Raw genomic sequence first — 26,721 nt, 5'->3', positions numbered from 1 at the left:
TCGATGATCTTTCTGCCTAGGGAACAATTGTTTCCACTCTCTGGCTTCAGACCTTTTTAACCCGGATTCCATCTACACCCGGTTGCTCCATCTGGCCAGCAACAAGTTCAACGACGTTAATTTTTGTTCAATCCGTGCAGGGACACCCTGTCATCCCACATTCGATTACTTCCATTCCTGATAATCCAACAAACTATGAATCTTACTGAACTCAAGCAGAAGTCCATGCCCGAATTGCTCGAAATTGCGCAAGAGATGGGCCTCGATAACCTGGCTCGCTCGCGCAAGCAGGATGTCATCTTCACGATCCTGAAGAGGCACGCCAAGGGCGGCGAAGACATCTACGGTGACGGCGTACTGGAAATTCTGCAGGACGGTTTTGGTTTCCTCCGTTCCGCTGACGCTTCCTATTTGGCGGGACCGGACGATATCTACGTCTCTCCAAGCCAGATCCGTCGTTTCAATCTGCGCACCGGTGACACCATTGCCGGCAAAATCCGCCCCCCGAAAGACGGTGAGCGCTATTTTGCCTTGTTGAAGGTTAATGAAATTAACTTCGACAAGCCGGACAACGCTCGTAACAAGATCCTGTTCGAGAACCTGACGCCGCTGTTCCCCGAGGAGCGGCTGATGCTGGAAGCGGGTAATGGCAGCACCGAGGACCTGTCCTCGCGGGTGCTGGACCTGGTTGCTCCCATCGGTAAGGGCCAGCGTGGCCTGATCGTCTCCCCGCCCAAGGCCGGTAAGACGCTGCTGATGCAGAGCATCGCCCAGTCGATTACCCGCAACAACCCGGAATGCCACGTGATGGTGCTGCTGATCGACGAGCGCCCGGAAGAAGTGACCGAGATGCAGCGCACCGTGCGCGGCGAGGTTATTGCTTCCACGTTCGACGAGCCACCCGCACGCCACGTTCAGGTTGCGGAAATGGTGATCGAGAAGGCCAAGCGTCTGGTGGAGCACAAGAAAGACGTGGTGATCCTGCTGGATTCCATCACCCGTCTGGCGCGTGCCTACAACACCGTAATCCCATCCTCCGGTAAGGTTCTGACCGGTGGTGTTGATGCCCACGCTCTGGAGAAGCCGAAGCGGTTCTTCGGTGCGGCCCGGAATGTAGAAGAGGGCGGCAGCCTGACTATCCTGGCGACGGCGCTGGTAAACACCGGTTCCAAGATGGACGAGGTGATTTACGAGGAGTTCAAGGGCACCGGCAACATGGAAATCCACCTGGACCGCAAGATTGCCGAGAAGCGGACCTACCCGGCCATCAACATCCGCAGCTCTGGCACACGTCGTGAAGACCTGCTGATGACTGAGGCGGACATCCAGCGAGTGTGGATTCTGCGTAAGTTGTTGCACTCCATGGACGACGATACGGCGGCCATCGAGTTCCTGCTGGACAAGCTCCGGGATACCAAGACCAACGACGAGTTCTTCCAGTCGATGAAGCGTCGTTGATTGTCCTCGCCCCGGATTCAGAGGCCGTTGCGCGTCTGTATCCGGGGTGGTCAGCGCCGGGGCCTCTCGTCCCGGACACGCCGTTAATACATCCCTGTAGGCTTGGTCTTGCCATCCCTGGCAAGACACAGTCCGGGAAGAGAGTCCCCGGCACTGACGTCCTGACCGGTTCGCGCCACCTACTTCCTCCCAGCTGTGGGCCCGGTAAAGACATCCGATAGCTGCCCAGACCCGTAAAAAGCCCGAAACCTTCGGAGCACGCGATGAAATACAACGACCTGCGAGACTTCATGGACCAGCTGGAAAAGCTGGGCGAACTGAAGCGCATCTCTGTTGAAGTTGATCCCCACCTGGAAATGACGGAAATCTGCGACCGCACCTTGCGGGCGGGCGGTCCGGCGTTGTTGTTCGAGAACCCCAAGGGACACGACATGCCGGTGCTGGCGAACCTGTTTGGCACGCCCAAGCGGGTGGCCATGGGGATGGGGCAGGACGATGTCACCGCGCTGCGGGATATCGGCAAGTTGCTGGCGTTCCTGAAGGAGCCGGATCCCCCCAAGGGCTTCCGGGACGCCATTGAGAAATTGCCGCTGTTTCGGCAGGTCATGCGCATGAGCCCGAAGGTGCTGCGTTCTGCACCGTGCCAAGACGTGGTGATCGAGAAGGATCAGGTGGACCTGTACCAGATTCCGGTGCAGCACTGCTGGCCCGGTGATGCCGGGCCGCTGGTGACCTGGCCGCTGGTGATTACCCGTGGGCCGCACAAGGAACGCCAGAATCTTGGGATCTACCGCCAGCAGGTGATCGGTCGAAACCGGTTGATCATGCGCTGGCTCAGCCACCGCGGTGGTGCGCTGGATTTCCAGGAATTCCAGAAAGCCAATCCGGGCCAGCCGTATCCCGTAGCTGTGGCCCTGGGAGCGGACCCGGCCACCATTCTTGGCGCGGTGACACCGGTGCCGGATTCGCTGTCGGAATATGCCTTTGCGGGCCTGCTTCGAGGCAGCCGGACCGAGCTGGTGAAAGCGGGTTTGAGTGACCTGCAGGTGCCGGCCAGTGCCGAGATTGTGCTGGAAGGCTTCATCTACCCGGATGACATGGCCCCGGAAGGACCGTTCGGAGATCACACCGGCTATTACAACGAGGTTGATCAGTTCCCGGTCTTTACCGTCGAGCGTATTACCCATCGAAAGGACCCGATTTACCACAGCACCTACACCGGGCGGCCACCCGATGAGCCGGCCATTCTGGGGGTAGCACTTAACGAGGTCTTTATCCCGATTCTGCAAAAGCAGTTTCCAGAGATCGTCGATTTTTATTTGCCACCGGAGGGCTGTTCCTACCGGCTTGCAGTGGTGACCATGAAGAAACAGTATCCTGGCCATGCCAAACGGGTAATGATGGGGGTATGGTCGTTCCTGCGTCAGTTTATGTACACCAAGTTCGTGATTGTCACCGATGACGACGTCAACGCGCGGGACTGGAAAGACGTGATCTGGGCGATGACCACCCGCATGGACCCGACCCGGGACACCACGCTGGTGGACAATACGCCCATTGATTACCTGGATTTCGCCTCGCCGGTTTCCGGCCTGGGCTCGAAAATGGGCCTGGATGCCACCAACAAGTGGCCAGGGGAAACCGATCGGGAGTGGGGTACGCCCATTGTGATGACGGATGAGGTCAAGCAGCGGGTGGATTCACTCTGGGACAGTCTGGGCATTGAAACCGGCCCTGATCGCCCCGACCAATAGGGCCAGATGTGTGAAACGGGTGGTCTTGCAGCCTTCCGGGCTGGGATTTGACGCCGAGCCTGAAGACGATTTGCTGGGCGCTGCCACCAAGGCAGGGATCGCGGTTCCTGCGGCCTGTCGCAACGGGGTGTGTGAACTTTGCGGTGGCCGGCTAATGGCTGGCACCGCGTTGAATACCCGAAACCAACAGAATATTTCGATCAGTGAACCCCTGATGCTGTGCAGAAGCCGGGCGTTGACTGATCTCGAACTGGAGATAGACGCCGTTATGGCAGCTGGAGCTAATCAGCCTCGCAAATTTCAGGCAAAGGTCGCGGACGTTCAGTCCATCAGTCATGACGTCTACCGCGTCGAGCTTGTGCTTCCGCGCCGGCGGGAGTTGTCGTTCCATGCTGGCCAGTATCTGTCGGTGATTCGGCCGGATGCCGAGCCCTGCTACTTTTCCATTGCCAGCAGCCCCTCGGAGCAGAGCATTGAACTGCATATCCAGGCCTCGCCGGAGTGGGTGTCGGCCCAGAAAGTGATTGACGCGCTGACGTCCGGCGGCGAGGTAACCCTGGAGTTGCCTCATGGTAAGGCCTGTCTGGCGCAAGCGCCGGCGAAGCCGTTGTTGCTGGTTGCCGCCGGTACCGGTTTTGCCCAGATGAAGAGCCTGGTGGATTACCTCCGGAGCACCTCCTACAACCAGCCAGTGACCCTGTTCTGGGGCGTGCGCCGTCATGAGGACATGTACCTGCGCTCACTGGCTCACCGCTGGGACCAGGAGTGGCCTGCATTTACCTTCTACCCGGTGGTGGGTGATGACGAGGACAACGATTGGGGCGGACACCACGATCAGCTGGTGCGGACTGTGTTGGCCACCGGCATGGATTGGGCTAATGTGGAAGTGCACGCCAGCGGTTCACCGACCATGGTGTACACGCTCATGGATGCCCTCCTCGAGGCCGGTCTGCCAGAAGAAGCCTTCTTTTCCGATGTGCTCGAGTACGCGCCCCGGGGTTAATTAAAAAGTTAACCAGAAGGGTTAGTCGAATACAGAGATCAAAAAAAACGGGCCAGCAGGCCCGTTTTTTATTGGTTTTTGATGGGCTTCCTAGGCTCGTGGCATTGGCAGTTCAGGCAGGCCGTTGTCGTTGGCCAGTCCCTGCATCATCAACTTGATGCTGACTTCTTCCTCGCCCATGTGAGCGTTCAGCCGGCTCAGCTCCGCCAGGGTCTCCCGGCTGCGGCGCAGGCGCAGGCTGGTTTCGAAGTACTCGCGGGCCTTGCCCCAGAGCTCGTTGCGCAAACTGAGGCGGCCCAGTGCCAGCAGCAGTTCGGCGTTGTTGGGCCGGTCTTTGAGCCATTGCTCGGCGATGAGAAGCTGCTCATCCGGTTTCTGTCCCTCAATCCGGCCGTATAGGTTCACCAGTTCATCGCTCCAGTGATTTCTCAGCACCTTGCGTAGCAGGGTTTCGGTCTGGGCCTCTTCGCCTAGGTCGGCCAATAGTCTGGCGTAGTCCCGGATGGTGTGCTCGTCCCGGCGCAGGAAGCCAGGCAGTTCGTCCCACAGGCGAGTCAGCGGCTCCAGTGAGGCGTTCGGGTCGTCCTTGCGCTGCCGGCGACAATCCTCGGCGGCATCTTCCAGCAGGTTGTGCCAAACCAGGCGCTGGAGCTCGTGCAGCTCGTCGTCCGGCAGTACGTTGCGTTTGCGCAGCTCGGGCAGCAATTTCGACAGCTCGCGCCAGGCTTCCAGACGCAGGTAGGTGTTCTTCAACAGCTTAAGGACGAACGGGTGGTGCGGCGACTGTTTACGCAGACGCACCAGGGTGGCCAGGGCCTGTTCCAGGCGATTGCCGGCTAGCTGCAACTGGGCCTGGGTGATGCCGACGGCCATGTCGGATCCGGGTGTGCTTTCGAAGGCGAGGCGCAGTAGCTCGTCCACGGCCTCGTGATCACCGGATTCGAATGAGGCCTGGGCCGCGGCCAGGTAATTGATGAGTGGGGTGTCGGCGTTGTTGGCTGAGGAGGTCAGCAGCTTGCGCGCCCGGGGCCAGTTGCCCTCGGCCAGCGCCAGCAGACCCTGGGTAGTGCGACGGCGGGCGCGGCGTTCGTTGCCACGGGCCAGCCATCCGGCAACCACGCCAGTGCTCTGGCGGAAGCGTCGAAACAGGCCGACGCTGACCATGATCAGCGCGACCAGGGCCACCAGAAGAGCGACACCGACCCAGAAGTTGGTTTCGATCAGGTAGTGCCCGAGGCTGATGCGGATATAGCCGAGGTCGTATTGCAGACCCATCGACAGCCCGGTCCCGATCAGCAGGGCCAGCAGGACAATCAGCAGCAGGCGAATCATGAATTATCGCCTCCTTTGCCCTCGGACTTGCCTCGGCTTTCACTTTGAGCCCCGGTTTCTTTCTGTTCGCCGCCATTCAGCCGGCCGGCCAGGCGCTGCTTGAGCAGGTCCAGGGACTGGCTGATGTCCGGCAGTTCTGGATCGACATTGCGCTCGGCCAGTTCGCTCAGGGTGTCAGACAGTGCCGTAACCCGCGGGTTGCTGGCGTCGTACCAGCTGTCGATGGTGCTGCGTGCCTTGGTCAGTGCCCGCTGGTACAGCGGCTGGTTGCCGCGGAGTACCGCCATTTCCGCCTCTTCCAGCATCAGCTGCAGATTCAGGCGGGCGTAGGCGCTCTGATCCGGTGACAGCAGCGGCTTCACCGGTTCATCCATGCGCCGAACGACCACGACCTGCTTCAATGTAGTCTTGGCAGTGTTCCAGGCCTGGCTCAGGGCGCCAGGTTCCTGCGCCGCATCGGCGGAGTTATCGCCATCCTTAGGAATAAAGCCCGGCGCCTGCTCGCTGATCAGGGCCTGGTCGGTGAGCTGGTGAATGCTGTCGATGGCGGCTTCGAGCTTCAGGTACAGCCCGGTGCGGTCAACGCCGCTGATGCTCTTGAGCGCGAGGATTTCCCGGGCCAGTTGCTGCCGCACCGGGTACACGCCAATGTCGTCGGATTCGGTCAGCACCTCGTCGGCGGCTTCCAGTGCCGAGCGGGCACCGCGGATGTCCTTTTCAATCATCAGGCGCTGGTTGGCGATCCGCAGCAAATACTCCGCTTCGGCCAGCAGCCAGTCGGTGCGGGTGCGGTTGCCGGCTTCCAACAATTCCCGGGCGTTGTGATCGATCTGGCGTTGCTGCCGGGCGATCAGTTCCCGTTGCGAGGTCAGGGTCTGCTCCAGCGATTGCAGGCGTTGGTTCTGCTCGCTGCCGCGATCGCCGTAGCGGTCCTCAAGCTGCGCTGTGTCCTGCTGGAGATTGCCGAGTGAGGCTAGAACGGCCTGGTGGTTGTTCCACTGCTGCCAGCTCCACAAAGCGAGGGCAATGGCCAGTATCAGAGCGATGATGGCAATGAGCCAGACCGGCCAGAGCCTCTGGCGCTGTGCTGGTTCCTTGGCGAGAGTAGCGGGCAGTTGATTTGTTGTCTCAGTCACGGGCGTCCTTACTTAACTGTTCCGGAGCTAACGTCCCGGCCGTTCAGTTGCTCTGCAACGGTGGCCACGATGTCGTTGTCGGCAAGGCTTCCTGGTATGCACGGAAATTCGAACCCTGCAGTACGAGCCTGGTCGGCGACTCGATCTGCGGGAACAATCAATAACCTATCGTATAGATTATGGCCGCTATTCGCACATAGTGCGATGAGATTGTTCAAGGTTTCGCCCGAGAGCGTGACGATGGCCTCGGGAGCGAAGTCGCCCAGGAGCTGATCAATCTGATCGCTGGGGTGGTCCGGCAGGTAGCGGCGATACAGCGGCAGCATAGTCACCTTTGCGCCTCTCGCTTCCAGGGTTTCCCGAATCAGTTCGCGGCCGTCTTCGCCGCGTGCCAGCAGTACCCGCTCACCGTCAATCCGGGCCAGGGAGGGTAGGGCCAGCAGCGCCTCGCTGGTCCAGCCCTGGGCCGGTCGGCGCGGGCTCAGTCCCTGCTTGGCCAGCACCGCAGCGGTGCCGGCACCAACGGCGTACCAGCGAATGCCAGTCGGGATCTGTGGCCACCAGGTGTCCACCTCGTCCAGCAGCAGGCGGGCCGCGTACGGGCTGACGGTGATGATGTGGGTGTAGTGATCGAGGCTGAGGATCAGCGTGCGACGCTCCGGGGTCTCCGGCAACGGCTCGCGCTCAATAAGGGACAGCACCCGAGGCACTGCGCCAGCTTCACGAAAACACTGGGCCAGGCGGGAGGCTTCGGGTTCGGGCCGGCAGATCAGGATGTGCCGGCCCTGGAGGTCGTACAACTCAGCGGGGGGTGTGGCCATAGATCTCAGCCAGAACCTTGTCGGCACCGAGCGCGAGCAGGTCTTCGGCCAGCTCGCGCCCCAGGCGTTCGCCTTCGCTGCGAGGTGCCCGGCCTTCCACCCGCAAGATCTGGGTGCCATCGACGGCACCGACCAGACCACGGAGCCAGAGTGTGTCGTTATCTTCCAGCAGGGCGTAGGCCGCGATGGGCACCTGGCAGCCGCCTTCGAGCCGGCGGTTGAGGGCACGCTCGGCGCTGACCCTGTCCCAGGTATCGACGTGATTCAGCGGTTCCAGCATGGTGCGCAGCTCATTGTCGTCGAGCCGGCATTCAATGCCGAGCGCGCCTTGGCCTACGGCTGGCAGCGAAATGGTGTCCGGCAGGCAGTAACGGATGCGGTCGTGGAAGCCCAGGCGCTTGAGGCCCGAGCTGGCCAGTACTATGGCGTCATAGTCACCGGCGTCGAGCTTGGCCAGACGGGTGTTGACGTTGCCCCGTAGTACGCGGATCTGCAGGTCCGGGCGGTAGGCGCGCAGTTGCGCCTCACGACGCAGGCTGGCGGTTCCTACCACGGCGCCATCAGGCAGGGCATCCACATTGTCGTAGTTGTTGCTCACGAACGCGTCGGTCGGGTCCTCGCGCTCACAGATGGCGACCAGACCGAGGCCTTCCGGGAAGTGCATCGGAACGTCTTTCATAGAGTGCACGGCCAGATCCGCGCGGCCATCCAACATGGCCTCTTCCAACTCCTTCACGAACAGACCTTTGCCACCGATCTTGGCCAGGGGCACATCCAGGATCTTATCGCCCTGGGTCTTGATCTTGACCAGCTCAACGGTGATGTCGTTGTTCAGCCGTTCCAGTTCCGCTTTGATGAATTCTGCCTGCCACAGTGCCAGGGCACTGCTACGGGTTGCGATGCGAAGGGTGCGTTTGGACATGCCACTCACTGTCGGTTCGGAAAATGTAGGCCAAGGTTACCTTGTGACGGCAAAAATGTCCCGCGATCGGTGTTGTGGCTTCCCGAGGGAAGGCCCTAGCCCGGTTGGTGTTCCTGCAGCCACTGACGCACGCTGCTGGCGTGTCGACGGCTGACCGGCAATTCGCCCTGGCCATCGCGCAGCGCGACCACGCTTTGGCCATCCGGGGTGCGTCGCAGGGCCTGGATGAAACGCACGCCGACCAGGGTGTGGCGGTGAATGCGCAGCAAATGATGGGGGTAGCTGCCTTCGAGTTCCTTGAGGGTGAAATCGCACACGGTTTCGCCTGCGGCGTGGTGTAGGGTCACGTACTTCTGGTCGGCTTCGCAGTACAGGATGTCGGCCAGGTCAATCAGTTCGGTACCCCGGTAGGTGCGCACCGCGAGTTGTTCGTCGTTGGCGGTGCTCTGCTCCGTCAAGGTTTGCCGCTGCACCCGGTTGACCCGTCCAACCCGGCCCAGGGCATCGGCCAGGGCTTCCTTGCGCACTGGCTTGAGCAGGTAGGCGGTGGCCTGAACGCCGAACGCCTGGATCGCATAATGGTCGTAAGCGGTGCAGAAGATCAGTGCGGGCGGGTTGGCGAGCTGTTCAAGCCGGGCCGCCGCCTCCATACCATCCATGCCGGGCATCCGGATATCCAGCAGCAGGATGTCCGGTTCCAGAGTCGCCACCTGCTGCAGGGCGGCATCGCCGTCCGCTGCCTCGCCGCAAACCGTGTACTCGGGGAGTGCGCTGACCAGACGGCGCAACCGCTCCCGTGCCAGCGGTTCGTCGTCGGCAATCAGGATTCTGCGGGGGCTTGAAGGGCTGCTGGGCATAGCGGGTAATCAGCTCCTCTGGTCTGTGGCTGGCTGGGAGTTCGCGCTCTGGCGCGGCAGTCTCAGGGTGACCGTGTAAATGTCGTTGTGGTGACTCTGTTTGAGCACCGCCGGAGCGCCAAACAGCGCCTGCAGGCGCAGCCGGATGTTGGCCAGGGCCATCCGGTTGCCCTCGTGCTGGCGCTCGTTCTGATTCGGTATCGGGTTTTGAACCATCAAGTATACAAAATCCCCGCGGGACTGCGCCTCGATGCGCACAATGCCGCCGTCGGGGCGGGGCTGGATGCCGTGGTAGATGGCGTTTTCCACCAGCGGCTGCAGTGAAAGGGGCGGAATGGCCTGGGTCTCAAGCCCCGGTTCGATGGCCCACTCCAGGGTCAGGCGGTCGCCCAGGCGCAGGGCTTCAATGGCCAGGTAACGCTGGCACAGGTCCAGTTCCTGATTCAGGGGAATGAGTTGGTCGACAGTGCGCAGGCTGGCCCGAAACAGCTCCGACAGGTCCAGGACAGCGTCTTCCGCCTGGTCCGGATTGACCGCGATCAGGCTGGCGATGGTGTTCATGCTGTTGAACAGGAAGTGGGGCTGAATCCGGGCCTGAAGGGCGGTCAGGTGCGACTGCATCTCGGCTTCTCGCTGCTGTTGCCACTGATGCTGCAGGTAAAAATAGCGCAGCACCATCAGCACGATCAGCAGGGCGAGCAGCAGTTTCTTGGCGATACCCTGCCAGACCGCCACCCCGGCCTGGGGGTGCAGGACGCTGTCGGCGAACAGGCTGAACGCAAACACGTCCAGCAGCACAATGGTGACAATACTGAAAGTGGCCCGGGCCACTGTCAGGCGGGCCAGCCGTTGCCGCAGCAGGCAGATCAGCGCGGCACTGGTCAGGGTGGTCCACTGCACGAACAGCGACAGCAGGCCAAAGTAATTCCAGTCGATCCAACCGGCCTCGGCCTGGACTATCGCCAGCACCAGCACCAGCAGTTCGCTGGTGATCAGCAGCATGAACACTGCCCGCACCCGGCACAGGTCTGGCACAAAGAATTCGCTGACGTCTACCGCTGTGTCACCGTTCAGGGGTGGCTCCTTTACATCGGCCAGAATGCTATACTCCCGCCACACTAATTTACCCAATTCCCGGCCGATGATGCCGGGCTGTCAGCAGGAAAGATAGACCATGACGGATCAGAACAAACCTGACCAGGCCACAACTTCTGAAAAACCCTGGGGCGGACGCTTCAGCGAGCCGACCGACGCCTTCGTCGAGCGCTTCACCGCATCCGTGGGCTTTGATCAGCGCCTGTATCACCATGACATCACCGGTTCCATCGCCCACGCCACCATGCTGGCCGCGGTGGGCGTGCTGACCGACGAAGAGCGCGACACCATCATCGAAGGCCTGAACGGGGTCAAGGCCGACATCGAAGCCGGCACGTTTGAGTGGTCCGTGAGCCTGGAAGACGTTCACATGAACATCGAGGCGAGGCTGACCGACCGCATCGGCATCACCGGCAAGAAGCTGCACACCGGTCGCAGTCGTAACGACCAGGTTGCCACGGATATCCGCCTGTACCTGCGCGACGAGATCGATGTCATTGCCGAAGAGCTGCATCGCCTTCAGCTGGGGCTGCTGGATCTGGCCGAGCGCGAGGCCGAGACCATCATGCCAGGTTTCACCCACTTGCAAACCGCCCAGCCGGTCACCTTTGGCCACCACCTGCTGGCCTGGTACGAGATGCTGGTGCGCGATGCTGAGCGTCTGCAGGATTGCCGCAAGCGCGTCAATGTCATGCCTCTGGGCGCCGCTGCCCTGGCCGGCACCACCTATCCCATCGACCGCAACATGACAGCGCAGCTTTTGGGCTTCGACCGCCCGACCGAAAACTCGCTGGATTCGGTCAGTGACCGGGATTTTGCCATTGAATTCTGCAGCTTCTCCGCGCTGCTGATGACCCACCTGTCCCGCTTCAGCGAGGAACTGGTGCTGTGGACTTCGGCCCAGTTTGATTTTGTCGATCTGCCAGACCGGTTCTGCACCGGCTCCTCGATCATGCCCCAGAAGAAGAATCCGGATGTGCCGGAACTGGTGCGCGGCAAGACCGGCCGGGTCAATGGTCACCTGATCAGCCTGCTAACCCTGATGAAAAGCCAGCCGCTGGCCTACAACAAGGACAACCAGGAAGACAAAGAACCGCTGTTCGACACCGTCGACACCATTAAGGGGTGCCTGAAAGCGTACGCCGACATGATCCCCGCGATTCGTGCCAAGGCCGACAACATGCGTGTGGCGGCCAAGCGTGGTTTCTCCACCGCCACCGATCTGGCCGACTATCTGGTCAAGAAGGGCGTGGCCTTCCGCGATGCCCATGAGATTGTTGGTAAGTCGGTTGCCTTTGGCGTGGCCGAGGGCCGCGACCTGTCCGACATGACCCTGGACGAACTGAAACAGTTCTCGGACGTGATCGGTGAGGATGTATTCGACGTGCTGACCCTGGAAGGCTCGGTCCAGGCCCGGGATCACCTGGGTGGCACCGCGCCGGATCAGGTGCGGGCCGCCGTCGGTCGAGCGCGCAAGCTGCTGGGCTGAGTCCAGCCAAGTGACCAGGCGCGCGGTTTAACCGCCGATGCGCCCGGTGGTCAGATCAACCGCGGCGGGTGTCAGTTCCGCCAGCGGTTGTGGCCGGGCTAATCGGAAGCCCTGGCCATAATGAATCCCCAGGGTTCGAACCTTCCTGAGCGTGTCGTCGTTTTCGATAAACGTCGCTACGGTCTGTTTGCCCGCCACCTCGGCAATCCTGTGCAGCGCTTCCGCCATGACCTGCTGCACCGGATCCTTGTCCAGATTCTCCATGACCCGACGATCCAGCTTGATGATGTCGACCGGCAGGTTGGCCGCCAGGCTGTAGCTTTCCACCGAGGCGCCGGCGCCGTCCAGCGCCACCCGGCAGCCAATCCGGTGCAGCGCATCGCACAATACCGCTACCTCTTCCGGGTACTGGGTGGCGTGGTCTTCGCGAATTTCCAGGCAGAAACAATGCGCCGGGAACGGCGACCGCCGCAGCTGTGTTTCCATGAAATCGGCAAAGGTGTCGTCCAGCACACTGGCCAGTGACAGGTTTAAGCCACAGTATTTAATTCGTGGTTCCAGTAACGGCTGGCCGCTGAGCCAGGCCAGGGTTTCACTGATGACCCGGCGGTCAAGCCGTTTGGCCAGGTCGAAATGCTCGGCAATGGGCAGAAACTGGTCTGGCTGCAGGGGCTCCGCGTCGTGATCGTCGCCACCGTCGCCGGGTATCCGGCTCAGGATCTCAATGTGATCGCCCCAAGTGACGCTGGCCACCGGCCGGAGCGTCTGGTACATCAGGATCAGGGTGTTGTCTTCCAGCGCCCGGCGAATCAAATTCAGCTGTTGATTCGCAGTGGTGTCGTCGGCCTGGCAGGACAATGCCCGGGCCGTGTGCACCCGGTTGCGCCCGGATGTTTTGGCGGTGTGGCACAGGTTGGCGGCCTGGTTCAACAGGTGCTCGGGATCGCTGGGAACATCGGTCTCCATCACCAGCAAGCCGCCGGAGGCCGTGGTCTGCAGGGTCTGGCCCTGCCATTCGAAGACAAACTCACCGATCAGCGTCAGGATGTCCTCGGCAATCGTTCGGGCCCGTGGTTCCGGACAGTTTTCGATCAGCAGGGCAAAGGTGTCGCCGGACAGTCGGGCCAGGGCATCCCGTTGCCGCACCCGGATGCCGAGGGTGCCCGCCAGCTCCCGCAGGTAGCGATCACAGGTGCCGCTGCAGACCCAGTCATTGAAGTCTTCAAAGCCGTCGAGGTCGAGATAGAGCAGGCTGTCGCAGGAGTCGCGGTGGGTTTTCTGTTCCAGTGCGCGTAGCACCCGGGCGATAAAGGCACGCCGGTTCATCAGCCCGGTGACTGGGTCGTGGCGGATACGGTAGTCGCTGCTTGCGCTGTGCTGGATGCGTTGGCTGATGTCCTTGGCAACCTGTACCGCGCCGGTCACTTCGCCCTGGCTGTTGGTCAATCGTTGATAGTGAAATTCGTAAACCGGCAGTTCCCGGTTTTGCTGGGCCAGGGGCATCTCCACGACGAAGTTGTCCCGGTCGAAGGCTCGCTGCCACAACCGTTCAATCAGTCGGCGTTCGTTGGGGTGCTCGGCCAGCAGTTGCCTGAGGTTGTCACCGGTGCTTGGGGACACGCCGAAAGCACTGGAAAACTGAAGTTGGAACGGGGCGTTGCAATGCAGCAGGTTGAGCTCGCGGTCTACCGCCGCCACCAGGTCCGGGGTGGCCAGTGTGGTGGCCTCGAGAATCTGTTCGGCGTGCTGCCGGCTCTGGTTCTGTTCCATGACCGGGGTCAGATCCACAAGGCTGCCGCCGATCCGCCGGACTTGCTGGCCGTCTTTCAGGGCTCGGCCGTACAGACGCACCCGGCGGGAACGCTGGCGGGCGGTGAGCAAAGTCAGCTCCAGGGCGAATGGCTTACCGGTGCGGAGGCAACGGCGATACAAGGCCCGAATACGGCTCTGGCCAGTCTGGCAGTAAAATAGCGCCTGCTCCGGGGTGATGTCTGAGTCAGGCCGCAGTTCCAGCAGCTGGAATAATCCCTCGGTCCAGGTCATTTCGTTACTGCGGGCGTCCAGTTGCCAGAGCCCGAAGGCGGCATTGCACTCGGCCTGTTTCAGCAGGCGCGGATCCATGTGTCGGCTGTCCTGCTGGTGAATGCTGGCGTTGGCGGCCGTATCGGAATCCCGCGCGTCGAGACGCAGGCTGAGGCAGGCGGTATAGAAAAAACCATCCTTGTGCCGGCAGGTCACCATCACCGTCTGTCCCCGCTCAAGCTGGTGGCGGTTGGCGGGTGCAAAAGGGTCGTCCTGGCGGGAGGCGAGCATCCGGTTGGCCGGGAAGCCTTCGAGTTCGCCGGCATCATAGCCCAGGACGGATTCGGCGTGACGGTCTGCGAACAGGACCTTGCCCTCGTCATCAATGCGCACCAGGGTGCTGCGCTCGGAACCGTTGGGCTGATCGGAACGGTAGCGACGAATAACGAACTCTTTCACGACGGGTGAGCCTCGGTCTTCCTTTTGTTCGATTCAGCACGGTGCCCGCACCCTGCCGGCATCGCTTTTATTTTTTTGTCGGTTTTGCCACGATGCTCCATCATACTGATACTGACTTCGAAAAGAACCTCTCCCGGGAGCTGCCTTGACCGCCCACGTTGCCCCGATCGCCCTGAACTTCGACGAGGGTATTGATCGCAAAACCCTCCGTCGTTTGCGGGACCGGTTTCTTGCGGTCAATCAGCAGCGCTGGCAACGGGCCCATTCAGCGCTGACCTATCGCCAGCAAGTGGTGCTGGAAATCCTGCCGCTGGTATTTCACGCCAATCACCCTGGCTTGCCTGGCTATCAGGACGCCGACTGTCCTTACGGCTTGAGCCATTATCAACCTTCACCCGCGACACTGGGCGCGGCCCGTCGTCTGGCCCGCACCTTCAGCGTGCGCGACGAGGGCAAGCGCCGAGCGGATCTGGATGCCCTGTTCCTGATGGGCAGTCCCGGCACCCTTGGTCATTCCGTGGCCAGCGACCTGGATCTGTGGTTGTGCCACCGCAGTGATCTGTCGGAACGGGGCATCCGCTGTCTCGAGCGCAAAGCCGACCGGCTGTCCGACTGGGCCGCTTCGCTCGGGGTTGAGCTGCACGTCTTCGTATTCTGTGCCGATGATTGGCGGGCTGGGCGTCAGCGAGCCGAGGTGACCGGCGAGAATTGCGGAAGTGCCCAACATTACCTGTTGCTGGATGAGTTCTACCGCACCAGCATTCACCTCGGTGGCCGTTACCCGATGTGGTGGCTGGTGCCGGCCGATCAGGAAGACCGCTATGACGAGTGCATGCGACAGTTGGTGGACTGCCGGTTTATTCGGGGCGATGAATTCATCGATTTTGGTCCGGTGTCGGCGATTCCCGAGGAGGAGTTTCTGGGGGCCGGGGTCTGGCAGCTTTACAAGGGCATTGATGCACCCTGGAAATCGATTCTCAAGTTGTTGCTGATCGAATGCTACGCCCAGACGGCAGATCAACCTCTGTTGTCCAGCGTGTTTAAGCGCGCGGTATACCTGGGCAAGACTGATGCCGACGGGCTGGACCCTTACGTCTTGCTCTATAACCGCCTGGAAACCTGGCTGTCCGGACCGGAGGCCAGTGCCAGGCTAGATCTGGTGCGCCGGAGCCTGTACCTGAAAGCCGGGTTACCACTGACCCGCGCCGACCAGGCACCGGAGCAATGGCGTGCTCGCCTGCTGTCGCAATTGGTAGAGCGCTGGCAGTGGCCCGGGCCGGTGCTGACCGAACTCGATAACCGCCAGCGCTGGCGGGCGGAAGATGTCACCCGGTTGCGCCGGGTAATTGTCACCGAGCTTACTCACAGCTACCGGCTGTTATCGAAAATGGCCCGGGACCACGGAACCCGAGCCGCCATCAGCGCCAACGACATCAACCTGCTGGGGCGAAAGCTGTACGCAGCGTTCCAGCGCAAGGCCGGCAAGGTTGAGCAGATCAACCCGGGCCTGGCGCCAACCCTGGTGGAAGAGAATCTGGCATTCCATCACCAGTCGGAGCAGGGCGGTGACGGCACCGGCTGGCTCCTGTACCGGGATCTGGAAGACCCGGCTGATGCCTTCTGGCAGCCGGTGATTCGCCGGTCCGGCAATCTCACCGAGCTGATGCTGTGGTGTTACTGCAATGGCCTGCTGTCCCGCGCCACCCGCTTGAACGTGCGTGCCGGTCACAGTGTGGCGTCGGTCAGTGAATTGCGGGAAATGCTGGATGCCCTGGCCAGTTTCCTGCCGTTTCCCGTTGAGCCAGCCCACCGGGAAGCCCTGTCTCGTGGGGTGCGCCCGTTACGCCATTTGCTGCTGGTAAATGTCGCCGTTGATCCCCAGGCCCATCTGACCGAGAAAGGCCTGCACAAACTCAGTGCCCGGCACGACTCCCTGGGCTTCAGTGGTGGCCGGGAGAACCTGGTGGTGACCATCGATCAGGCCACCTTTAACAGTTGGCATGAGGTGAGCCTGCAGCACTATGCGGCCGGCGATACCCTGATCCAATGCCTGAAAAACGTGCTGGCGTCGGTGGCCGGAAATCCGGACGAGCTACCCGGTATTCAGGTTCACAGCCATAATCGCGGCCACGGTGCCGCCGTCGCCCGGCGGGTGCAGGAACTGTTCGGGGATGTCTTGCGAGCGTTCTTTGCCGGCGGTGTCGGGCCACACCCGTTGCGCTACGTCATCGAAATGGACCGGCGCTATTTTCTGCTCCAGTTCAGCGGCCAGGAACCGGGGTTTGTCGCCCTCGCCAGTTTCGCCGGTCTGATGGCGCACCTGGCGTTGCCCCAGGAGCAGTACCTGCCGGTGGTGTTTGACCGCTACGCGGCCAGTGACGAACCGGCGCTTCGGGCGGTCTGCCAGGCCAGCGAGCCGGACAGTATCCAGGTGTTCTACCAGCTGAGGGGCGATCAGGCGAATCTGTGGGTGGTGGACGAGATGGGGTCAGTAACCAGCTGGGAACAGCCGGTCACCAATCGCCGCTATCTGCTTACGCCATTGCTGCGTTTTCTGGACAACCTGCTGGAGCGCAGGCTCCTGCGCCAAGGCGACATGCCTATGGCGGGTGCCGGTATCCAGTGTCTGGAAGTGGTGCAGCGGGCCGGGCGTTGGCAAACGGAACTGCGGCCGGAGCACGGTGACGGCTCGACCCTGCCGGGTCTGGAAGTGCAGGCGGTCGGAGTGCAGGAAGGCGACAGCCGGGTTCGCTTTGACCTTTTCTGTGGCGAGCATGAATTTACTGTGCAGGAATACGGCGACCAGCTGATTCCGGCGGTGGCTCACTACATTCGGTCCCTGCGCCAGAACCAGGAGAGCTACCCGGTGTATCTCACCGACCTGCACCTGCCAAACGATCTCGATCCCCAGGTCTACCAGCGGAATATTCAGACCAGTCAGTACCTCTACTATCGATCGATTCTGGAGCAATCCCTGAACCGGGCACTGGACAGCGGGCGTTAGTGTTCTCGCCGCACGGGGCGGGTCTCAGGTATACTTCCGCCAATATAAACACAGGGGTAGCAAGCATGCGCGCGGTACACATTCTGGTCACCGGTCTGATTCTGCTGACGGCACTGGCCGGCTGCGGTCAGAAGGGCCCGCTTTACCGGGAGGCTCCGGGTGAGTCGACAGCGGAAGCGAGTACGGCTCCGGCCGAAACCGGCAGCCGGGACGTCCGCGATGATGAAGATGCCGGCGACTAACCCACCGCTCGTGGGGCCCCGTTTAACGAATCAGGACAATCATGGATCACTTCAATTACCGCAACGGCGAACTCTTCGCCGAGGACGTGCCGGTCGCAACCATTGCTGAGCGCTTTGGGACCCCGGCTTACGTGTATTCCCGGGCGACCCTCGAGCGCCATTACCGGGCCTATGACGATGCCCTCGAAGGCAGGCCGCACCTGGTGTGCTATGCGGTGAAAGCTAACAGCAATCTGGCGGTGCTGAATGTGCTGGCGCGCCTGGGGGCGGGCTTCGACATCGTGTCCGCCGGTGAGCTGGAGCGGGTGCTGCGGGCCGGCGGTGATGCGAGCAAGGTGGTGTTCTCCGGGGTTGGTAAGCAAGAGTGGGAAATGAAGCGCGCGCTCGAGGTTGGGGTGCGGTGTTTCAACGTGGAGTCAGACACCGAACTGGACCGCCTGAATGCCGTGGCCGGTGAGCTGGGCGTCAAGGCTCCGGTATCGCTGCGGGTGAACCCGGATGTGGATGCGGGCACCCATCCCTACATCTCCACCGGACTGAAAGAGAACAAGTTCGGAATCGACATTGCCGAGGCGCCTGCGGTTTATGCCCGCGCCGCGACTTTGCCCAATCTCGACATCAAAGGCGTGGATTGTCACATCGGCTCCCAGCTGACCTCGGTCTCGCCGTTTCTGGACGCCCTCGACCGGGTGCTGGCCCTGATCGACACCCTGGCCGAGCAAGGCATTACCGTGCGCCATCTGGACATCGGTGGTGGCCTGGGTGTGACCTACAACCAGGAACAGCCACCGCAGCCCTCAGACTATGTGACGGCGCTGGCGGCCCGGCTTGGCGATCGTGAGCTGGAGCTGGTGATGGAGCCGGGGCGTTCGATTGCCGCCAATGCCGGCATCCTGCTGACACGGGTGGAATTCCTGAAGTGCACCGAGCACCGCAACTTCGGCATCATTGATGCTGCCATGAACGATCTGATCCGACCGGCCTTATACGATGCCTGGCAGGCCATCGTACCGGTGGCGCCCCATTCCGAAGGCGAGGAGAAGCTCTGGGACCTGGTGGGCCCGGTGTGCGAAACCGGCGACTTCCTGGGCAAGGACCGATCGCTTCGGCTCCAGGCTGGTGACTTGCTGGCGGTTCGTTCCGCCGGCGCGTACGGCTTCGTGATGAGTTCGAACTATAACAGCCGCAACCGGCCACCCGAGCTGATGGTTGATGGCGATCAGGTGCACGTGGTTCGTCGCCGTGAAACCCTCGAAGACCAGCTTGCACCTGAAAGCTGTCTGCCGGAATGAGCGGAGCGCCGGATATGAGTCAGCAGCGACGAGGCCAGGGCGCGGCCGTGCGATTCACCAAGATGCATGGTCTCGGCAACGATTTCATGGTGGTTGATGCCATCAGCCAGCCGTTCCGGCTGCGCCCAGAGGTGATCCGGGACCTGGCTGATCGCAATTTCGGCATCGGCTTCGACCAGTTGCTGGTGGTGGAGCCGCCGGGGCTACCGGATGTGGATTTCCGCTACCGGATATTCAACGCCGACGGTTCCGAAGTGGAGCAGTGTGGCAATGGTGCCCGTTGTTTTGCCCGCTTCGTACGTGATCAGCGCCTGACCAACAAGCGGGTGATCCGGGTTCAGACCGCCAAGGGCGTGATTGAACTGCGGGTGGGCAAGGATGGCCTGGTGATGGTGAACATGGGCGTTCCGGAGCTCAATCCACCGGCCATTCCGTTTGCCGCCGATCGCCGCAAGGACGTGTACACCGTGGAAGTGGACGGCACCAGCGCGGAATTGAGTGCGGTCTCCATGGGTAATCCCCATGGCGTTCTGCTGGTCGATGATGTCGATACCGCGCCGGTGGAAACACTGGGGCCGCGCCTCGAAAACCATCCTCGCTTCCCCGCTCGTGCCAATATCGGTTTTCTGCAGATCATCGATCGCAGCCATGCCCGCCTGCGGGTGTTTGAACGCGGCTCGGGCGAAACCCTGGCCTGTGGCAGTGGCGCCTGTGCTGCTGTCGTGGCAGGCTGTCTGCGCGGTCTGCTGGATCATCGGGTCGAGGTAGAGCTGCGCGGTGGCCGCCTGGTGATCGAATGGCAGGGTGAGGGGGCCCCTGTTATGATGGAAGGCCCCGCAACGAGCGTATTCGAGGGCCAGTTGCGACTGCCAGGCGACCATCAGGGGCGTCGTCGGAGAAACGGCAAATCTTCCCGATAATGGTCCGGACAGTCAGGAGAGCGCGATGACAGAACAAACGGCCCACCAGAAGGCCGAAGAGCTCACCCGGGAGCAGGTAGCGGATTACCTGCGTGAGAATCCGGAGTTTTTCGTGGATCAGGATGAGCTGCTGCGCAGCCTGACCCTTCCCCATGACAGCGGTCGAGCCATTTCCCTGGTGGAACGGCAGGTGCATTTGTTTCGTGAGCAGCGCGATACGCTGCGCCGTGAACTGGTCGAGCTGGTGTCGATTGCCCGCCAGAATGACCGCCTGTTCGAAAAGAGCAAACGCCTGCTGATGCAGGTGATTGAGGCCCGCACCCTGAACGACATGGCTTCGGCCATTGATGACAGCATCCGCGGAGATTTCGGTCTCGACGCTGCCTCGGTCCTGCTGTTTACCGACGCTAACGTAGCCGGTGCATCCCAGGGCGCGCTGCATGTGGTGGGCCCGGTCGAAGCCCGGGAACGCCTCGGTTCCCTGCTCGAAGGAGATCGTGCGGTCTGCGGCCAGTTCCGGGAGAGCGAGCGGGCCTTCCTGTTCCCTGACCGGGATGAACCCATTGCGTCGGTAGCGCTGGTGCCCCTGCGCAGCGACGAGCTGGTTGGGGTGTTTGCGGTTGGTAGCTGCCAGCCCGGCTATTTCGACCAGAGCATGGGTTCGCTGTTTTTGAGCTACATCAGCGATACCCTGAGCCGCCTGCTGCCCCCAATGGTGCAGCGCCACACCGCAGCGGCCCCGGTCACCGAGATCGCAACGGAGACGCGCTGAAGTGGCTGAGGCGCAGGGGGCTACTGAGCTGCCGGACAGCCTGTTAGCGCCCGTGACCGATTTCATTGGTCATCTTGCTTCGGAGAAACGTCATTCCCCCCGAACCTGTGACAATTACCAGCGCGACCTGCTGCGGCTGGCACACTGGCTCAACGCCGGTCAGCAACACCAGTGGCGGGATGTTTCCACCCACGACGTGCGCCGGTATGTGGCCACGCTCAGCCGAGACGGGCTGGGCGGTCGCAGCATTGCCCGCCATCTGTCCGCCATTCGCCGCCTGTTCCAGTACCTGTTGCGGGAGCGCCTGGCGACCGACAATCCCGCCCTCGATATTCGCGCGCCCAAGAGCCCCCGGCGATTGCCCAAAGTGGCGGACGTGGATCAGCTTAACCACCTGCTGGATGCCAGTGCCGACGACCCGCTGGAAACCCGTGATTTGTGCATGTTCGAGCTGATGTATTCCTCGGGCTTGCGGCTGGCGGAGCTGGTGGGGCTGAACCTGACTTCGGTGGATCTGTCCGGCGGTGAGGTTCGGGTTTTGGGTAAGGGCGACAAGGAACGGATGGTGCCAGTCGGCCGTAAAGCCCGCGCTGCCATCGAGACCTGGCTGCCGTTGCGGGCGGGCCTGGCCGCCGAATCCGAGCCCGCTCTGTTTGTCAGTCAGCGCGGCCACCGGCTCAGTCATCGCAGTGTCCAGGCCCGGCTGCATCGCTGGGGCCTGGCCAAGGGCGCGGACCAAAAACTGCACCCGCACCTGCTGCGTCACTCCTTCGCCAGCCACATGCTGGAATCGAGCGGCGACCTGCGTGCGGTACAGGAGTTGCTCGGACATGCCGACATTGCCACGACACAGGTCTATACTCACCTTGATTTTCAACATCTGGCCCGGGTTTATGACCGGAGTCATCCCCGAGCGCACCGTCGAGGATCTGCGGGCGAGCGCCATGAGGATGGTCAGGCTGATGACTAGCTGACGAAAGGGAAATAGTGCAAGATCATGGGATTAGGGAAAGCATTGCAGGAGCGTTTAATGGCATCGGAGCAGTCCTGGAAGGAGAAATACCTGCAGGCGCTGGAGTCGTCAGACAGCCGCGAGGAGCAGTGGCAAACCGAGCGCAACACTCTCGAGCGGATGCTGGTGCGTACCAGTCTCGCTTCCGAGGGCCAGTCCCGAGAGCTGGATCGTTTGCTGGCGCGGGTGCGCAGGGATCTCCGTAAGAAGACTGTGGATGTCGAGGCCTGGCGTGAGCTGCAGGAGCAGATTGATCGCCAGGTCGCGCTGCTGGACGAGCGCGCCGAGGCGGAACAGGCGCGACCATCGTCGGCGCCGACACCGGATGCTCTCAATGGCAATTCCGGGGAAACGCCAGCGACGGATCTTGTCCCGGGCAACGACCGGGATCTGGCTGATAATTCTGAACGCCTGAGAATTGCCCAGCGGGTTGGTGAGTTGCTGGGGCAGCTGCTGGATCAAGTGACCCTGGATTCCGTTGCCGAGGCCCGTGCCCGGGATTTGCAGCGGGCTCTGCTGTCCAGTAACGACTGGAACGAGCTTCGGGAAGGCCTGAACCACGTGGCCGAGCTGGTGATTACGGCGGTGAACCGGAGTCGTGGCGAATTCGAAGCCTTCCTCAAACGCCTTGATGAACGGCTGGCGCTGTTGCACGAGCATTTCGCCGAGCAGTCGACGGCGCAGATGGACCGTCTGTCGGCGTCCGAGACCCTGGACCAGGAAATTCGCGAGGGCATGGCCCGCATCGGGGCCGATGTTCGCGACAGCGAGGATCTGAATCAGCTAAAGGCCTCTGTGAGCCAACACCTTTCCTCCATTGGCGATGCCGTCGGCCGGTTCCGAGACAAGGAAACCGACCGCGAGAAGGTCATGTCGGACCAGCTGCGCGCGATGCAGGAAAAAATCGCCGTGATGGAAGCCCATTCCGAGCAGCTGCAATCTGAGGTCCGGCGCGAACGCGAGCGGGCCATGACCGATCTTCTGACCCAGTTGCCCAACCGGGAAGCCTGGCAGGAGCGACTGTCGTTCGAGTTCAACCGCTGGCAACGGTATCGGAACGAGCTGACCATCGGCCTGATGGACATTGACCTGTTCAAACGTATCAATGATGGCTATGGCCATAAGGCCGGTGACCGGGTCCTGCAGTTGATTTCCCGGGAACTGAAAGCCGGCCTGCGGACCACCGATTATGTCGCCCGTTATGGCGGTGAGGAGTTCGTACTGTTGTTCCCGGAGACGGGACCGGAAGCGGCCCTGGTGGCGATGGAAAAGTTACGGCAGCGGATCAGCAAGTTGCCGTTTCACTTCAGCGGTCAGCCGGTGACCGTGACTTTCTCAGCGGGCTTGGCAGCGTTTAGGCGGGGTGACTCGGAAGAGGTGGTGTTTGAGCGTGCCGACCGGGCCCTCTATCTGGCCAAGGACGCCGGTCGGAATCGCATTACTATCGAAGGTGAAGACGCCGGTTAGTGACGCATGCGGGCATCCAGTTCGTCGATGACCTCGGCCCAGTCACTGTCCTCTTCCAGCCCTTCTTCCAGGAAGTGTGACTGGCTCTCAGACCAGAAGGGCGCATCTTGAAGCGCAATCTCCCCGGGCAACGGCGAGTATTTGGTCACGAAGTCCTCAATGCTCTTTTCGTCAGCCGCCAGGCCGAGTTGTTCGAAAAGGGTACTGAGCGTGTGCTTGCTGGTGTCCATGGGTCGGTTTCTCCTGATCGGCGTTTGCCAGAATGAAATCACAGTCGTTTGCAGGTATTGTTCCCTGAAATGTAGCGGAACCCCTAAGGATATCCAGTGAAGGCGATCCCACCCTTCTTACTATGCTGCCTTCTCGTGCTGTTTCAATCCCCATTGCGTGCCGACCCGCCCCAGCCGTCGCCATCGCCGGTCCTGGGCAATGAGGAGCTGACCTGGCTGGGCGAGCAGGACAGTTTCCGGATTGGCGTACACATCGGCCAGGTTCCGCTGATCTTCGATACCGGCGACGGCACCCTCGCCGGCACCTACATCGATTATCTGGCCCGGCTCTCGGGTAAGCTCGACGTGCCCATTGAGCCGGTCACCCTGGACCGGGGCAGCGAAGCGCCAGAGCCGGTCACCGACGCGATTCTGACAACTCGCCTGCCCGACGCCCAGGTGACTCCCGGCAAGCGTTACAGCGTGCCCCTGATGAGCCTGACCTACGGCTTGTTTGTCAGCGCCGGCGACGTTGCCATTCGCAGCCTCTCGGATCTTGAGGGAGGTCGCATAGCGATTATTGATGGTGACGTTAACCAGTATCCGATGCTCGATCCGGTTGAGAGTTTTACTCCGGTTCCGGTGGATAGCATTGGGGATGCTGTTAGTAGGGTGCTTTCGGGGCAGGCCGATGCCTTTCTTGGGCCAGTGCCAGTGGTGTCGGACTACCTGCAGTCGGCAATGATCAGTGGCATCGGGCTGTCGGCCCTGCTGGAAGAAGCCCGGGTTGATGTGGTGTTGCAGGTGGACGTGGACGACGACCGTTTGTTTCACGTGCTGAACCAGGCGGTGGCAGCGATCAGTCACAACGAACACCGGGTTATCCGCCAAGCCTGGCTGCAGGCCGATGTGCCGGCGCTGGAACGCAGTGGCCTCGAGTTGTCGGCTTCAGATCAGGAGTGGCTCAAGCGGCATCCCAATTTGCGGGTGGCCTTCCGGTCGGACTGGCCGCCGTTCGAGTATGCCCAGGATGACCGGCCAACCGGCCTGGTACCGGATCTGGTGACCCGTCTGGAGACCGAGCTGAATGCCAGGTTCAATCGCTCGGTGGTGTCGGATCGCGGTGTCGCCGAGCGGCAGCTGCAAGCCGGTGAGATCGATATTCTGCCGGGGCAGTCACGAACCCCGCGTACCGAAAGTGAGTACCTGTTTACCCGCGCCTACCTGACCGTGCCCATTGCCCTGGCCATTCGGGACGACGGCCGCTTCATCGGCGAGCTGCGTGAACTCCGCGATGAGCGGGTGGGGGTGGTCAATCGCCATGCCGCCCATGATTACTTGCTGATCAATCACCCGAACCTGGATATCTATCCGGTGGAGACGGTTGAGGAAGGCTTGCTGGCGTTGTCCAACGGCGATCTGGAGGTGATGGTCACCCACATTCCGGCGGTCAGTTACACCGTGGCCCGGCTGGGGCTGTCGAATCTGCGCATCACCAGCATAACGCCCTACGAGTACGACCTGCGGCTGGCGGTCAGCAAGGACAAACCCGAGTTGCACCGGATTCTGAATCAGGCCCTGAACAGCCTGGACGCGTCGGAAACGGAGGCCATCTACAACCGCTGGATCCACCTCGATATCGAGCAGGAAACCGACTACACGGTGGTGCGACGGGTGGTGCTGATAGCCGTTTTGGTGGTGCTGATCTTCCTGTACTGGAACCGCAAGCTGTCCCGGGAAGTCGATGAGCGAATTCGTTCGGAGAACGCCCTGCGCCGTAGCGAAGATGAATTGCGGGCGGCCAAGCTGGAAGCCGAGCGCCTGGCCCGGGAAGCGGAAACTGCGAGTCTGGCCAAGAGTGAGTTCCTGGCCAACATGTCCCACGAGATCCGGACTCCGATGAATGCTGTTATTGGCTACAGCGACCTGCTCAACAATACCGTTACCGATCCCCAGCAGCGTACCTATCTGGAAGCAATTCGGGCGGGCAGTCGAAGCCTGTTGATGCTGATCAACGACATTCTCGATCTGTCCCGAATCGAGGCGGGCAAGCTGCGACTGGATTATTCGGCGGTTTCGATGCGCCGATTGTTGGGCGATGTGCGCCACATCTTCGATTTGCGCGCCATGGAACAGGGTATTTCGTTGGAGGTCAGTGTCGATTCAAACATGCCGGCCGCATTGATGCTCGATGAAACCCGGTTGCGGCAGGTGCTGTTCAACCTGGTGGGCAATGCCATCAAGTTTACCCACGAGGGTGGTGTCACGGTTCGGGCCACGGCGACGCGGCTGAAATCCGAGAAAGCCAGCGAGTCGGATGCCGGCAGCGGTGAAGTTCGTAAGTTCTACCGGCTGGTGGTTACGGTCCGGGATACCGGTATTGGGATTCCCGCGGATCAGCGCGACCGCATATTCGACGCCTTTGAACAGCAGGAAGGCCAGAATACCCGGCGTTATGGCGGTACTGGCCTGGGGCTGGCAATCAGCCGGAAACTGGCGCGCATGATGGGCGGTGAATTGGAGCTTGAGAGCGAGCCCGGTGAAGGCTCGGTGTTTACCGTGGTCCTGCCCAGAGTGGAGGCAACCGGAAAAGAGGCCGAGGACGAGGGGGAACCCAAGGAAGCCGAGCGCCTGCTGGCCCAGACCCTGAGTATTCAGGAGCGTGGCTGGTTGCGGGAACAGCTGGCGTCGGATTTCGGAGACGAGTGGCAAACTATCCGCGAAAGCGGGGATCCGGAGAAGATGAAAGATTTTGCCCGCCGGTTGATGGCGTGGGGTCAGCGGTTCCGCTCGAAATCGGTGACCCATTACGGTGAGAAACTGCTGGCGGACGTGGAGGCGTTTAATCTGGACGCGGTGAACAGTGCTCTGGAGTCGTTCCCGAAACTGCTTGGTCGCAAGCGATAGTCGGGGGAGCCTTACAGGCAGTCGAACTGGGAACGTCGGTCGAAGGCAACGGCGACCATGTCGTAACCGGAATCGGAGAGCTGGCGAATCAGGTCGCGGTCTTTCAGCAGGGTCATGCATATCTTGTGCACGCTGGCCTGAAGCTGCTCTACTGGCGGCTGCGCGGCTTCAAACCGGAAATCAACAATCAGGTATTTGCGTTCGACAGCCGCAGAGGTGGGGATGTCTTCACGCTCCACGCTCTCGTAGCCAATGTACGTCGCCTGTTCCTGGGGAAAGACCTGGCTCATCAGGACATCAAGGTTTTCGCCATGGGCGGAGCCGGTGGCTGCAAGCAGGGTTGTGGCCATGGCAGTGGCCAAAAAAGTGGTTTTCATGACGGGTGCTCCCCGTGGCAGTCAGGCATTCGTGTTACCGAGTGTAAACTTTCGTTACAGGTGATTATTGCAGAGTGGCTGGCACTTTGCGTAATGAAGGGCATTAATTTTTCAACTTTTTGCGTTTGTTGCGGTTCGGAAGACGGCCTGGCGGCAGCCGGCGGCTAAGCT

21 protein-coding genes are annotated in these 26,721 nt (G+C 61.4%); 12 read left to right on the top strand and 9 right to left on the bottom strand.

Going from position 1 to position 26,721, the window contains the following annotated elements:
- Nucleotides 1–195: 195 nt before the first annotated feature.
- The 3 genes from rho to FGO67_RS00570 all read left to right on the top strand — a co-directional run bounded on the left by rho (nt 196) and on the right by FGO67_RS00570 (nt 4,215).
- A complete protein-coding gene (gene rho, locus FGO67_RS00580) occupies nt 196–1,458 on the top strand; it encodes a transcription termination factor Rho (protein ID WP_203298806.1) in 1,263 nt (420 codons plus the stop codon).
- 263 nt (nt 1,459–1,721) lie between these two features.
- Nucleotides 1,722–3,212 (top strand): 4-hydroxy-3-polyprenylbenzoate decarboxylase, encoded by a 1,491-nt coding sequence (gene ubiD / locus FGO67_RS00575; protein WP_203298805.1) that lies wholly within the window; start codon nt 1,722–1,724, stop codon nt 3,210–3,212.
- 10 nt (nt 3,213–3,222) lie between these two features.
- Nucleotides 3,223–4,215, top strand: a complete 993-nt coding sequence (locus FGO67_RS00570; protein WP_338039517.1) for a 2Fe-2S iron-sulfur cluster-binding protein — start codon at nt 3,223–3,225, stop codon at nt 4,213–4,215.
- Between the two features lie 90 nt (nt 4,216–4,305).
- Here FGO67_RS00570 and FGO67_RS00565 read toward each other — a convergent pair whose 3' ends face one another.
- The 6 genes from FGO67_RS00565 to FGO67_RS00540 all read right to left on the bottom strand — a co-directional run bounded on the left by FGO67_RS00565 (nt 4,306) and on the right by FGO67_RS00540 (nt 10,285).
- On the bottom strand, nt 4,306–5,547 hold the full coding sequence (locus tag FGO67_RS00565; RefSeq protein WP_203298803.1) for a heme biosynthesis HemY N-terminal domain-containing protein: 1,242 nt from the start codon (nt 5,545–5,547) through the stop codon (nt 4,306–4,308).
- Nucleotides 5,544–6,683, bottom strand: coding sequence for a uroporphyrinogen-III C-methyltransferase (locus FGO67_RS00560; protein WP_203298802.1), 1,140 nt, complete (start codon nt 6,681–6,683; stop codon nt 5,544–5,546). Before FGO67_RS00560 ends, FGO67_RS00565 begins: the two co-directional genes overlap by 4 nt.
- Nucleotides 6,684–6,691: 8 nt before the next feature.
- The gene (locus tag FGO67_RS00555; protein ID WP_203298801.1) at nt 6,692–7,504 is read right to left on the bottom strand and encodes a uroporphyrinogen-III synthase; all 813 of its coding nucleotides are present in this window, start codon (nt 7,502–7,504) and stop codon (nt 6,692–6,694) included.
- Nucleotides 7,485–8,426: a hydroxymethylbilane synthase gene (gene hemC, locus FGO67_RS00550; protein ID WP_203298800.1), complete on the bottom strand. Its 942-nt coding sequence runs from the start codon at nt 8,424–8,426 to the stop codon at nt 7,485–7,487. The genes FGO67_RS00555 and hemC overlap by 20 nt, the downstream gene beginning before the upstream one ends.
- Before the next feature lie 95 nt (nt 8,427–8,521).
- Nucleotides 8,522–9,283: a LytR/AlgR family response regulator transcription factor gene (locus FGO67_RS00545; RefSeq protein ID WP_203298799.1), complete on the bottom strand. Its 762-nt coding sequence runs from the start codon at nt 9,281–9,283 to the stop codon at nt 8,522–8,524.
- Nucleotides 9,284–9,292: 9 nt separating this feature from the next.
- Nucleotides 9,293–10,285: a sensor histidine kinase gene (locus FGO67_RS00540; RefSeq protein WP_203299904.1), complete on the bottom strand. Its 993-nt coding sequence runs from the start codon at nt 10,283–10,285 to the stop codon at nt 9,293–9,295.
- Nucleotides 10,286–10,457: 172 nt separating this feature from the next.
- Here FGO67_RS00540 and argH point away from each other — a divergent pair, with 172 nt between their 5' ends.
- Nucleotides 10,458–11,867: an argininosuccinate lyase gene (argH, locus tag FGO67_RS00535; protein WP_203298798.1), complete on the top strand. Its 1,410-nt coding sequence runs from the start codon at nt 10,458–10,460 to the stop codon at nt 11,865–11,867.
- A gap of 27 nt (nt 11,868–11,894) precedes the next feature.
- Here the strand turns inward: argH and FGO67_RS00530 are convergent, their stop codons facing one another.
- Nucleotides 11,895–14,348 (bottom strand): EAL domain-containing protein, encoded by a 2,454-nt coding sequence (locus FGO67_RS00530; RefSeq protein ID WP_203298797.1) that lies wholly within the window; start codon nt 14,346–14,348, stop codon nt 11,895–11,897.
- A gap of 145 nt (nt 14,349–14,493) precedes the next feature.
- Here FGO67_RS00530 and FGO67_RS00525 point away from each other — a divergent pair, with 145 nt between their 5' ends.
- The 7 genes from FGO67_RS00525 (at nt 14,494) to FGO67_RS00495 (ending at nt 23,057) form a co-directional block, all read left to right on the top strand.
- Nucleotides 14,494–17,352: a class I adenylate cyclase gene (locus tag FGO67_RS00525; protein ID WP_203298796.1), complete on the top strand. Its 2,859-nt coding sequence runs from the start codon at nt 14,494–14,496 to the stop codon at nt 17,350–17,352.
- A gap of 65 nt (nt 17,353–17,417) precedes the next feature.
- Complete coding sequence (gene lptM, locus FGO67_RS00520; RefSeq protein WP_203298795.1) at nt 17,418–17,594, top strand: LPS translocon maturation chaperone LptM; 177 nt, start codon at nt 17,418–17,420, stop codon at nt 17,592–17,594.
- Nucleotides 17,595–17,635: 41 nt separating this feature from the next.
- A complete protein-coding gene (gene lysA / locus FGO67_RS00515) occupies nt 17,636–18,886 on the top strand; it encodes a diaminopimelate decarboxylase (protein WP_203298794.1) in 1,251 nt (416 codons plus the stop codon).
- 14 nt (nt 18,887–18,900) lie between these two features.
- Nucleotides 18,901–19,806 carry a diaminopimelate epimerase gene (dapF, locus tag FGO67_RS00510; protein WP_203298793.1) on the top strand — a complete coding sequence of 302 codons (906 nt, stop codon included), beginning with the start codon at nt 18,901–18,903 and terminating at the stop codon, nt 19,804–19,806.
- Between the two features lie 25 nt (nt 19,807–19,831).
- A complete protein-coding gene (locus tag FGO67_RS00505; protein WP_203298792.1) occupies nt 19,832–20,578 on the top strand; it encodes a DUF484 family protein in 747 nt (248 codons plus the stop codon).
- 1 nt (nt 20,579) lies between these two features.
- The gene (xerC, locus tag FGO67_RS00500; RefSeq protein WP_420844486.1) at nt 20,580–21,548 is read left to right on the top strand and encodes a tyrosine recombinase XerC; all 969 of its coding nucleotides are present in this window, start codon (nt 20,580–20,582) and stop codon (nt 21,546–21,548) included.
- A 60-nt stretch (nt 21,549–21,608) separates the two neighbouring features.
- A complete protein-coding gene (locus tag FGO67_RS00495; protein ID WP_203298791.1) occupies nt 21,609–23,057 on the top strand; it encodes a GGDEF domain-containing protein in 1,449 nt (482 codons plus the stop codon).
- Here the strand turns inward: FGO67_RS00495 and FGO67_RS00490 are convergent.
- Nucleotides 23,054–23,287, bottom strand: a complete 234-nt coding sequence (locus FGO67_RS00490; RefSeq protein WP_041340837.1) for a DUF2789 domain-containing protein — start codon at nt 23,285–23,287, stop codon at nt 23,054–23,056. The genes FGO67_RS00495 and FGO67_RS00490 overlap by 4 nt on opposite strands.
- A 96-nt stretch (nt 23,288–23,383) precedes the next feature.
- On the opposite strand from FGO67_RS00490, the gene FGO67_RS00485 reads away from it, so the two are divergent.
- Nucleotides 23,384–26,173, top strand: coding sequence for an ATP-binding protein (locus FGO67_RS00485; protein ID WP_203298790.1), 2,790 nt, complete (start codon nt 23,384–23,386; stop codon nt 26,171–26,173).
- Nucleotides 26,174–26,184: 11 nt separating this feature from the next.
- Here FGO67_RS00485 and FGO67_RS00480 read toward each other — a convergent pair whose 3' ends face one another.
- Entirely contained in the window at nt 26,185–26,523 is a 339-nt protein-coding gene (locus tag FGO67_RS00480) for a hypothetical protein (protein WP_203299902.1), read from the bottom strand.
- Between the last annotated feature and the right edge of the window lie 198 nt (nt 26,524–26,721).

Origin of the sequence: Marinobacter sediminum, assembly GCF_016820575.1 — a bacterium.
Classification (GTDB): domain Bacteria; phylum Pseudomonadota; class Gammaproteobacteria; order Pseudomonadales; family Oleiphilaceae; genus Marinobacter; species Marinobacter sediminum.
Note: the sequence above shows the minus strand (reverse complement) of the source record. Positions and strands in the feature narration are given on the sequence as shown.

Coding starts and splice junctions, on each gene's coding strand:
- FGO67_RS00490 (WP_041340837.1), bottom strand. CDS start 23,287: ATGGACACCAGCAAGCACACGCTCAGTACCCTTTTCGAACAACTCGGC.
- FGO67_RS00495 (WP_203298791.1), top strand. CDS start 21,609: ATGGCATCGGAGCAGTCCTGGAAGGAGAAATACCTGCAGGCGCTGGAG.
- FGO67_RS00555 (WP_203298801.1), bottom strand. CDS start 7,504: ATGGCCACACCCCCCGCTGAGTTGTACGACCTCCAGGGCCGGCACATC.
- FGO67_RS00565 (WP_203298803.1), bottom strand. CDS start 5,547: ATGATTCGCCTGCTGCTGATTGTCCTGCTGGCCCTGCTGATCGGGACC.
- ubiD (WP_203298805.1), top strand. CDS start 1,722: ATGAAATACAACGACCTGCGAGACTTCATGGACCAGCTGGAAAAGCTG.
- FGO67_RS00545 (WP_203298799.1), bottom strand. CDS start 9,283: ATGCCCAGCAGCCCTTCAAGCCCCCGCAGAATCCTGATTGCCGACGAC.
- FGO67_RS00540 (WP_203299904.1), bottom strand. CDS start 10,285: ATGCTGCTGATCACCAGCGAACTGCTGGTGCTGGTGCTGGCGATAGTC.
- FGO67_RS00505 (WP_203298792.1), top strand. CDS start 19,832: ATGACAGAACAAACGGCCCACCAGAAGGCCGAAGAGCTCACCCGGGAG.
- hemC (WP_203298800.1), bottom strand. CDS start 8,426: ATGTCCAAACGCACCCTTCGCATCGCAACCCGTAGCAGTGCCCTGGCA.
- lptM (WP_203298795.1), top strand. CDS start 17,418: ATGCGCGCGGTACACATTCTGGTCACCGGTCTGATTCTGCTGACGGCA.
- lysA (WP_203298794.1), top strand. CDS start 17,636: ATGGATCACTTCAATTACCGCAACGGCGAACTCTTCGCCGAGGACGTG.
- dapF (WP_203298793.1), top strand. CDS start 18,901: ATGAGTCAGCAGCGACGAGGCCAGGGCGCGGCCGTGCGATTCACCAAG.
- argH (WP_203298798.1), top strand. CDS start 10,458: ATGACGGATCAGAACAAACCTGACCAGGCCACAACTTCTGAAAAACCC.
- rho (WP_203298806.1), top strand. CDS start 196: ATGAATCTTACTGAACTCAAGCAGAAGTCCATGCCCGAATTGCTCGAA.
- FGO67_RS00480 (WP_203299902.1), bottom strand. CDS start 26,523: ATGGCCACAACCCTGCTTGCAGCCACCGGCTCCGCCCATGGCGAAAAC.